Raw genomic sequence first — 11,124 nt, forward strand, 5'->3', positions numbered from 1 at the left:
TCTTTAAATAATAGATGTTTCAGTAATTAATATATAACATTTCAAATAAAGGATTATGGGTTACCTAAAATAAACCTAAATACATTAGAAAAGGAGAAAATGGTGTATATTCTTACACCATAAATAGAAGAAATGAATAATGATGAAATGAGAATTGAGCAGAGGTTAAAAAATATGAAGAAGTTTTATAATAAATCAGGAGAATTCATTGATAAACTTCCAGATGTAATACCTGATGAAACAAAAGAAATGATTAAGGAGAATATACTTGGGGATAAAGAGCTAAAAAAATTAATGGATGGTATTGATTCTCATAGACCACCTAGGATTTTTTTGATAGGAAGAACAGGTGTTGGTAAGAGCAGTCTTATAAATGCTATATGTGGAAAATATATATCTAAAGTAAGTGATACAAAGTCTTGTACAGAGAATACTAATACTTATTTATGCAAGGATAATGATAGAACTTTGATGGAAATACTTGATACAAGGGGAATTGCTGAGTCAGAAAGTTTAGATGATAAGATTTCAGCTGAAGAAATGATTATAGATGAAATTAATAAATTTTCTCCTGATATTGCAATTTTGATGTTAAACTGCACCCATAGAGATGATGTAGACTCTGATGTCGAATTTATGAAAAAAATTACTAAAACATATCAACGGATAAATAAAATAAGACTCCCAATTGTTGTGGCAATAAATAAATGTGATGAAATGGCGCCAACTAGATTTAAGAATCCAGAAGAATACCCAAAGAATAAAATTCATAAAATTAACGAAGTAGTACAGTACTATAAGGATATAATAGTAAAGAGTGGTTTAAAAATAGATAATATTACTGCCGTTTCTTCTTTAATTGATTGGAAAACTCCAGATGGTAAGGAAATTAGTGTTGAATACATTGATAATCTTCCTATATATGACATAAATAATTTAGAGATAGCCTTTGATGGTAGATATAGAATTGAAGAGTTGCTTGATATTTTGGAAGAAGCCATTCAAGATTTTGAAGCTCAAATGGGATTAAGAATGGCTTCACGTCTTAAAGAAGTGGTTAATAGGATAGCAAAACAATTAACCAATATTTTTTCTGGTATTTCAGCAACAGTAGCATTAACACCAATACCAACATCAGATATTTATATACTTCTAATTATTCAATCTGTTTTAGTATCACTAATTGCATTATTAAGTGGAAGAGAAATTTCGATTAAAGCAGCTAAGGATTTCATACTTGGAATGGGTGGAGTCTTATTAGGTGGATATACATTTAGAGTTATAGCCCAACAAAGTTCAAAAATTTTAAATGTATTTTGGCCAGGAGTAGGTTCTGCAGTCAGTTCTACTGTTGCTGCAACTGGTACTAAGGCAATAGGTAATGCTGCTATATCTTACTATATAGATGACAATACATTAGATGAAGCTAAAAAAAGATTTGAGAAATCAAAAAAAGAAGATTTAGAATCATAAATAAGTTAAAGTTATGGTTTAATTCGCTTTATAGGATTAACAAGTACGAAATTTAATAAATTATTAAATTACAAAAAAGGAAATTGCCGTAGTTAATTAAATTAGCTGCGGTTTTTTATTTAATTGCAAATTATAGTTTATTACTAAAGACTAAAGTGTTATAATAAATATGATAATTTTAAAGTTGGAGTATTGAATAAAGAAGAAAAAAAATGGGAGTGGCTAAATGATACTAAAAAAATTGATGCTAAAAAATTTTAGAGGTTATAAAAATGCTACAATTAACTTTGATGCTAATTTAAATGTAGTAGTTGGCAAAAATGATGTTGGAAAGTCTACTATATTGGAAGCACTGGAGATATTTTTTAATGCTGATACTGTTAAACCAGAAATTGAAGATTTATGTGTGACTTGCGAAGAGCCACAAATGAGAATAGGTGTCGTTTTCGATGTAAATAAAGACAGAGAATATTTGGTTGATAGTGCTAATAGAACAAATCTAAATGAGGAATTTTTATTAAATGAAAATAATGAACTTGAGATACATAAAGTTTGGGATTGTAGCAAAGATAAACTAACCAAATCAAGTATGACTGCATATTTAATAGCAAATTATATTAATGAATTTAAGGAAAAACCACTAATAACTCTTAAAATATCTGCATTAAGAGAAGAACTTAATAAGTTTGAGGATAAGATTGAAAATTATGATGAAGTAAATAAGAAAGAGAGTGCTTCAATTCGTAATGCACTTTATTCATCTGTAGAAAATAAGGAATGCTCAGTAGTAGAAATACCTTTAAATAAAGAAGATGGAAAAAAACTATTTAAAAGTATTGAATCTGAGTTCCCTTTATTCTTTTTATTCCAATCGGATAGAGCAAACAAAGATAGTGATAAAGAAGTACAAGATCCTTTGAAGGCAATTACTAAAAAAGCTATAGCTGAAGTTGAATCAGATCTGGAGGCTGTTAGGGAAAAAATTCAAAGTAAAGCAATCTCATTAGGAGATGATACATTGGAAAAATTGAAAGAAATGTCACCAGATATAGCAAGTATACTTAAACCTAATATTAAAAATAAACCTTGGCACTCACTTTTTTCTTTCTCCTTTGAAAGCGATGAAGGTATACCAATGAATAAAAGAGGTAGTGGTGTAAGGAGGCTTATTATTCTGAATTATTTTAGGGCAGAGGCAGATAGAGCTAATACTGGAGAAAAGAATATTATTTATGCTATTGAAGAACCTGAAACTTCTCAACATCCTGATCATCAGGTTATGTTAATAGAAGCTTTGATGGAATTGGGAAGAAATAGTGGAAAGCAGGTAATAATTACAACTCACACCCCTGAAATAGCAAAGTTAGTTTCTGAAGAAAACTTAATATTAGTGAAAAAAGTTGATAATAATCCAGTTTCTGTAGACGGTGATGAAAAGTTAAATGAAATTGTTAATACATTAGGACTTCTTCCGTATTATGGGAAGGTTGTGGTATGTGTAGAAGGTAATTTTGATGTGCTTTTTCTTAGAAATTTAAATCGAATTAAAGATTTTCGTGAAATTATTAATCTTGAAAAAGAGAAAATATCTATTATACCTATGATTGGGAGTAATCTCAAAAATTGGGCAGAAAAAAATTATCTTGAAAATAGTAATGTTGTAGAATTTCATTTATATGACAAGGATGATAACAGTCAATATAGCAAATCTGTAGATAAAATTAACAAGCGTGATGATAAGTCAGTAGCTTTATTAACAAATTATAGAGAAATGGAAAACTATATCCATCCTGAATTAATTAAAGACGAGTTTGATTTTGATACTTCTGAGTATGAGGAAGCCTGGTCAACAATTGATGTTCCAAAATTAGTATCTGATATAAAACCTGGACTAAAACAAAGTGATATTAAGAGAATAATTAATGGAAAAGTAGCAAAGAATCTTACTTCGAAGCATTTAAGAAAATTAGGTGTTTACAATGAAGTGAAGAGCTGGTTTGAAAAGATTAAAGAACTAAATAGCATATGTTAGTAGTTCTGTATAATACAAAGACAATTGAATAAATACAAAATAAGTAATAAAATAGAAAACAGTAAGTAATATTTAAAACCACAGGAGGGAACAATGGCAATTAAAAAAAGCGAACTTTACTCAAAACTATGGAAAAGCTGCGATGAACTAAGAGGAGGAATGGATGCCTCACAATACAAGGACTATATTTTAGTTCTTTTATTTATGAGATACGTAACGGACAAATACAAAAATTCAAAGAATCCTTTAATAATAGCACCGGAAGGTGGAAGCTTCGATGACCTAGTTAAAATAAAAGGAGATCCTGAAATAGGAGATAAAACCAACACTATTATAAGAAAGATGGCTGAAGAAAATGATCTTACAGGTGTAATAACTAATGCAGACTTTAACGACTCTGATAAGCTTGGAAAAGGTAAGGAAATGGTTGATAGACTTACCAACTTAATTGCTATTTTTGAAGATGAAAACTTAGACTTTGGCGGTAACTCTGCTGAAGGTGATGATATTTTAGGTGATGCCTACGAATACCTAATGAAGCACTTTGCTACCCAGTCTGGAAAGAGTAAAGGACAGTTTTATACTCCTGCTGAGGTATCAAGGGTAATGTCTAAAATCATAGGTATAACCAGGGCAACAAGACAGGATGAAACCATCTATGACCCAACCTGTGGAAGTGGTTCCTTACTACTAAAAGCTTCCGATGAATCACAAAAAGGTATGAGTATATACGGCCAGGAAAAAGACGTATCTACAGTAGCCCTTGCGAAGATGAACATGATACTTCACAATAATGAAACAGCAGAAATAGTCCAGGGAGATACAATAACCTCTCCTGAATTTAAAGATAAAGAAGGAAAGCTTCAAAGATTTGACTATGCTGTAGCTAATCCCCCATTCTCAACTAAATCATGGTCTAATGGAATAGATCCTTTAAACGATGAGTTTGAAAGATTCGATGGTATAGGAGTTCCTCCAGGTAAAAACGGAGACTATGCCTTCTTTCTCCACCTTGTAAAATCTTTAAAATCTAACGGTAAGGGAGCTATAATCCTTCCTCATGGTGTTTTATTTAGAGGAAATGCTGAGGGTGAAATCAGAAAGAACGTAGTTAAAAGAGGATATATTAAAGGTATTATAGGACTTCCAGCTAACCTATTCTTCGGCACCGGGATACCTGCTTGCATTATCGTAGTAGACAAGGAAAATGCTCAAAGCAGAAAAGGCATATTCATGATAGACGCCAGCAAGGGATATGTTAAAGACGGAAACAAAAACAGACTGAGAGAACAGGACGTTAAGAAAATAGTAGAAACCTTTAACAAACAACTTGAACTGGAAAAATATTCAAGAATGGTAGCTTTTGAAGAAATAGAAGGCAACGAATACAACCTTAACATACCTAGATACATAGATAACCAGGAAGAAGAAGATGTGCAAAATATTAAAGCCCATTTAAAAGGTGGAATACCTAATGAAGACTTAAAAGAACTGGAAAAGTACTGGAAGGTATATCCTAGCCTCAAGGAAGAACTATTTACTCAAGTAGATAATTTAGACTATGCAATGCTCAATGTTGGAATAGATGAAATAAAAGAAACCATATACAACAACAAGGACTTTATAAACTACGAAAAAGAAGTAAAGGACATATTAGATAATTGGACTGGTAGTAATAAAGACCTTCTATGTGGTATAGATGAAGATACAAGACCCGTAGAACTAATAAAAGATATATCCCACCAGCTTTTAGAAGCCTTTGAAGGAAGGGTAATAATAGATAAGTATGATATATACCAGTACCTAATGGCTTACTGGAACGATACAATGAAAGACGATGTATATATGGTAGTTGAAAACGGATGGATAGGAGATGAAGATCTTCTGCCGGAAGAATTAATTATCAACGGATACTTTAAAGGTGAAAAAGAAGAGGTAGAAAACCTGGAATCTGAAAAAGACAATTTAGAATCAGAACTTCAGGAATTTGAAGAAGAGCACACTGGTGAAGATGGATTACTTGAAGAAGTGAGAAACGATAAAGGAAACATAACAAAAACAGCACTTAAGAAAAAGGTTAAGGAACTTGAAAAAGAAAAAGACTCTGAAGAAGAACTTGAAGTATTCAACAAATACCTAACCCTAACTGATGATATATCTTCAATAAAGAAAAAGATAAAGAAAAAGGAAAAAGCCCTATCTAAAAAGGTAGGAGAAAAACTGGAAAATATAAGTGAAGATGAAGTAAAAGATATAGTAGTTGAAAAGAAATGGATAAGAACAGTAAAAAGTAAAGTCTTAGAAGAAATGGAAAGAATCTCCTACAGACTTACATCGAGAATAAAAGAACTGGCTGAAAGATACGAAGAACCCCTTCCTGAAATAGAAAAAGAAGTGCAAAAACTGGAAGGAAAGGTTAAAGAACATCTTAAAAGGATGGGTGTGTCATGGTAGAAGAAAAAGTAAGAGAAGGATATAAAAGGTCTGGAGTAGGGGTTATACCTGAGGACTGGGAAGTAAATAAATTAAAAAATTTAGTAACAAAGATTTCTTCAGGAAAGTCTAAAACATCATCATTTCAAAATGGCAATTATTCGATATATGGTTCTAGAGGTGAAATAGGCAGAAGTTTAAACTATGACTATACTGGAAGAAGAATACTTGTTGCTAGAGTCGGGGCTTATGCAGGAACTATATATTCAGTAGAAGGAAAATATTCAGTTTCAGATAATACTCTTATGATTGAATTGCAAGGGAAAAGTTTTTTTTATTACATATTAGAATATTTAAAGTTTCAAAAGTTAAACAAAATGGTTTTTGGATCTGGTCAACCTCTAATAACAGGAACACAATTAAAAAAATTAAATATTTTAACTCCTCCACTAAAAGAACAAAAAGCCATAGCAGAGGTACTATCAGACACAGATGACCTTATAACCTCCCTACAAAAACTTATAGACAAAAAAGAAAAGATTAAAAAGGGAGCAATGCAGAAACTCCTTACAGGAAAGGAAAGGCTGCCAGGATTTGACGGAGAGTGGGAAGAGAAGGAGTTAGGAGAAATAATTGAAGGAATTTATGATTATACAGCTAATGGAAGTTTTGCAGCACTAAAAGAAAATGTTAAATATTATAGTAAAAGAAACTATGCTGTACTTCTAAGAACTACAGATCTTGAAAAGAAAAAATTCGAGCCAGAAAGATTTACTGATAAAAAAGGATATGACTTTTTAAAAAAGACGTCCTTATATGGCGGAGAAATTATTATTGCTAATGTAGGTAGTTTAGGAAATGTATATAAAGTTCCTAAATATAATATGCCTATGACTCTAGCACCTAATACATACTTAATTAATATCAGAGAAAAATACGCTAAAGATTATATATACTATATGTTCAAAACAGATATTTTTTACGATAAAATCATGACGAAAGTAGGATCTTCCGCCTTTAAATCAATTAATAAAGATAATTTAAGAAGTATTTCAATGATTTTTTCACAAGACATAAAAGAACAAAAAGCTATAGCCCAAATACTATCAGAAATGGATGCTGAAATTGAAGCTTTAAATAAGAAGCTTGAAAAATATAAAAAGATTAAGCAGGGTATGATGGAAGAACTGCTAACGGGGAGGATTAGATTAGTATGAGTGAAATAGGTCAGCTGGAGAGAAAGACTCAGGAAAGAGTAAAAAAACTCTTTATTGATATCTTAGACTATAAATACTTAGGAGACTGGACCGAAAGAACTGTTAACTCAAATCTTGAAAAAGAACTCTTAGAAAAATACCTTAAAAGACAAAACTACAGCCAGTACCTGGTAAAAAAAGCAGTAGATGAAATTGAAATACTTGGAAAAGACAATTCCAGGTCTATTTATGATGTAAATAAGGATATATACACCTTCTTAAGATACGGTACCCAAATAGAGGAAGAACACGGTGAACATAAAAAGACCGTTAAATACATCAACTGGGATAAACCAGAAGAAAACGACTTCTATATAGCAGAAGAAGTATCCATAGAAGGAGAACATAAAAAAAGACCGGACCTAGTTCTATATATTAACGGTATAGCACTAGGAGTAATAGAACTTAAAAGAAGCACCGTATCAGTAAACAAAGGAATAAGACAAAATATAGCAAACCAGCAGTCCCAGTATATAAAACCTTTCTTTAATACAATGCAGCTTATTATGGCAGGAAATGATACTGAAGGATTAAGATACGGTACCATAGAAACAAAGGAAAAATACTACCTTAGATGGAAAGAAGATTATAAAGCTGATGATTTTACCTCTAAAAGTATAAGACTACTAATGAATGATGTAAATTCTTCTTTAGACAAAGAAGTAATAGCTATGTGTCATAAAAAAAGAATATTAAGTATCATACATGATTTCGTAGTATTTGATAAAGGAATAAAAAAAATATGTAGACCTAACCAGTACTTCGGAGTAAAAGCAGCTGTAAAAAGAGTTAAAAAAAGAGAAGGTGGAATAATTTGGCATACTCAAGGTAGTGGGAAAAGTTTGACTATGGTTTGGCTTGCTAAATGGATAAGAGAAAATATCCCTGATTCAAGAATACTAATAATAACAGATAGAGAAGAACTTGATAAACAGATAAAGAAGGTATTTAAAGGAGTAGATGAAAACATAGTAAGGATGAAAAGAAGTAGTGAACTGATAGAAAAACTAAACTCTACAACTCCTTTACTAATGTGTTCCCTTATACACAAATTCGGAGCAAGAAGTCAAAAATCAGAAGATGATGATATAACAGAATACATTGAAGAATTGGAAAAGAACCTCCCTGAAAACTTTAATGCAAAAGGAGATATATACTTATTCATAGACGAATGTCACAGAACCCAGTCGGGGAAATTACACGTAGCTATGAAACATATACTACCTAACTCTATGTTTATAGGTTTTACGGGAACTCCCCTACTTAAAAAAGACAAGAAGAAAAGTATTGAAATATTCGGTTCATATATTCATACATATAAGTACGATGAAGCCGTTGAAGATGATGTAGTACTTGATTTAAGGTACGAAGCAAGAGACATAGACCAGTATATAGAATCTCAAGAAAAAATAGACCAGTGGTTTGAAGCAAAAACAAAAGGACTAACTGATTATGCAAAAGATAGACTTAAAGAAAGATGGGGAACCTTACAGGCAGTACTAAGTTCAAAATCAAGGCTTGAAAAGATAGCAAGTGATATTATATTTGATATGGAAACAAAAGACAGACTTCAAAACGGTAAAGGAAATGCCATGCTTATATCAACCAGTATATATGAAGCCTGTGTCCTATATAATATATTCCAAGATAAGGGATTTAAGAGATGTGCTGTAGTTACCTCATACCAGCCTAACCATAGAGATGTATTAGATGAATACACCGGAGAAGACAGGGTTGGTGAAACCAGAGTTAAATACGAAACATATAATAAAATGTTGGAAGGAAAAGACACTGAAAAATTTGAAGATGAGGTTAAAAAGAAATTCGTAGAACAACCAGCTAATATGAAACTTTTAATAGTAGTAGATAAACTTTTAACTGGTTTTGATGCACCACCAGCTACTTACCTGTATATAGATAAACAGATGCAGGACCATGGACTATTTCAGGCCATATGTAGGGTAAATAGGCTCCATACAAAGGATAAGGAATACGGATACATAATAGACTATAAAGACCTCTTTAAAAGTCTTGAAAAATCAATAGACAACTATACTTCAGAAGCCTTTGAAGGATATGATAAGGAAGACATAACTGATGTAATTAAAAACAGACTTGCTAAGGCAAAAGAAAAGTTAGATGAGGCATTAGAACAGGTTAAAACTCTCTGCGAACCAGTCCAACCACCTAAAAAGACAACTGACTATATAGACTATTTTGTAGCTGAAGATACTACTGATGAAAAACAGCTTAAAGACAATGAACCAAAGAGAATAGATTTATATAAATATGTATCTTCTCTTGTAAGATCCTATTCTAATATAGCTAATGAAATGATAGAAGCAGGATATACTCCTGATGAAGTAAGAACTATAAAAGAAGAAGTAAAAAAATACGATACAGTAAGAGAAGAAGTTATGCATGCTGCAGGAGATTATATAGATCTAAAAGCTTACGAAGGAGATATGAGACATCTTATAGATACCTATATTGACTCTAAAGGAAGTAAACTTATAGCCAAATTTGAAGACCTTGCATTAGTAGATTTACTTGTAAAAGATGGAAAAGAAGCTATAGATGAACTACCTGAAGGAATCAAAAAGGATGAAGAAGCAGTAGCAGAAACCATAGAAAACAATGTAAGAAAGCTAATTATAGAAGAAAGTCCTACTAACCCAGCTTATTACAAAAGAATGTCTAACATACTAGATGAGATAATTTTACAAAGAAGAAGTAAAACTATCGAATACAAAGCCTACTTAGATAAGATAATAGAATTAGCTAAAAGATCTAAATCAGGAGGAAGCTCTGTAGAGTATCCTGAAAGAATAAATACTAGAGCACAAAGAGCACTATTTGATAACCTAGAAGAAGATGAAGAATTAGCTTCAATGTTACATCAAAGAATCAAAGAAGTTAAACCTCATGGATGGAGAGGAAGTAAACTCAAAACTAGAAAGATTGAATACGCAGTAAAAGAGATTTTGGAAAATAACGAAGAAAAGGTAGACAAAATAATGGAAATAATAGAAGAGCATAGAGGCGAATACTAAATGAAAAATATAACAGTAGGAAAAATCACGGTAAGTGTAGAAAAAAAAGATATAAAAAACATACATTTATCAGTTCATCCTCCTGATGGCAAGGTAAAATTATCAATACCAAAACAAACTAAAGAAGATACTATAAGGCTGTTTTTAATATCTAAAACACCTTGGATAAAAAAACAACAGAAGAAATTTGATAACCAGGTAAGACAAAGTTCAAGAGAATACATATCAGGAGAAAGCCACTACTTCTTCGGAAAAAGATACAGGCTTAATGTTTATGAAACAAATAAGAAGCAGAGAATAGTGATAAAAAACAACAGCTATATAGACCTATATGTAAGACCTAACTCTACTGTAGAAAAAAGAGAAGATGTGATGAAAGAGTGGTACAGAGAAGAACTAAAAAAAATCATACCAGACTATACAAGTAAATGGGAAAAGACTATGGATATACAGCTTAACTTCTGGGGAGTAAAACAAATGAAGACAAAATGGGGATCCTGCAATGCAGATAGAAAAAGAATTTGGGTAAACCTAGAACTAGCAAAGAAAAATCCAAGGTGTCTTGAATATGTTATTGTTCATGAAATGGTACACTTAAAAGAAAGAACGCACGGAGAAGCCTTTAAAAAACTTATGGATAAATATTTACCTAACTGGAGAGCTATAAAAAGAGAGCTAAATGAGATAGTTTATGAGATCTGAGATAAAGCCTAATAATTGGGGGAATTAATGGATAATTTTATTACTTATGAAAAAGTATTAAAAAAGAATTATATTATAGTATTGGGAGGAACTATCTTTGTAATTGGATTGATATTGGATTACTCTAACGCAGGATTTATAGCTGTCTCTTATACACATCTCCGAGCCCACGAGA

General features: G+C 31.5%; 6 protein-coding genes. All 6 read left to right on the forward strand.

What is annotated here, in order from left to right:
* Positions 1-132: 132 nt before the first annotated feature.
* The 6 genes from CI949_RS11600 to CI949_RS11625 all read left to right on the forward strand — a co-directional run bounded on the left by CI949_RS11600 (position 133) and on the right by CI949_RS11625 (position 10,949).
* Positions 133-1,473, forward strand: coding sequence for a GTPase family protein (locus tag CI949_RS11600; protein WP_290766744.1), 1,341 nt, complete (start codon positions 133-135; stop codon positions 1,471-1,473).
* Between the two features lie 226 nt (positions 1,474-1,699).
* On the forward strand, positions 1,700-3,505 hold the full coding sequence (locus CI949_RS11605) for an ATP-binding protein (RefSeq protein WP_290766746.1): 1,806 nt from the start codon (positions 1,700-1,702) through the stop codon (positions 3,503-3,505).
* 93 nt (positions 3,506-3,598) lie between these two features.
* Entirely contained in the window at positions 3,599-5,959 is a 2,361-nt protein-coding gene (locus CI949_RS11610) for a type I restriction-modification system subunit M (protein ID WP_290766749.1), read from the forward strand.
* Positions 5,953-7,155: a restriction endonuclease subunit S gene (locus CI949_RS11615; RefSeq protein ID WP_290766753.1), complete on the forward strand. Its 1,203-nt coding sequence runs from the start codon at positions 5,953-5,955 to the stop codon at positions 7,153-7,155. The genes CI949_RS11610 and CI949_RS11615 overlap by 7 nt, the downstream gene beginning before the upstream one ends.
* Entirely contained in the window at positions 7,152-10,247 is a 3,096-nt protein-coding gene (locus CI949_RS11620; protein ID WP_290766756.1) for a type I restriction endonuclease subunit R, read from the forward strand. Before CI949_RS11615 ends, CI949_RS11620 begins: the two co-directional genes overlap by 4 nt.
* Positions 10,248-10,949 carry a M48 family metallopeptidase gene (locus CI949_RS11625; protein WP_290766758.1) on the forward strand — a complete coding sequence of 234 codons (702 nt, stop codon included), beginning with the start codon at positions 10,248-10,250 and terminating at the stop codon, positions 10,947-10,949.
* Positions 10,950-11,124: the final 175 nt, after the last annotated feature.

This window comes from Halanaerobium sp. (assembly GCF_003070835.1).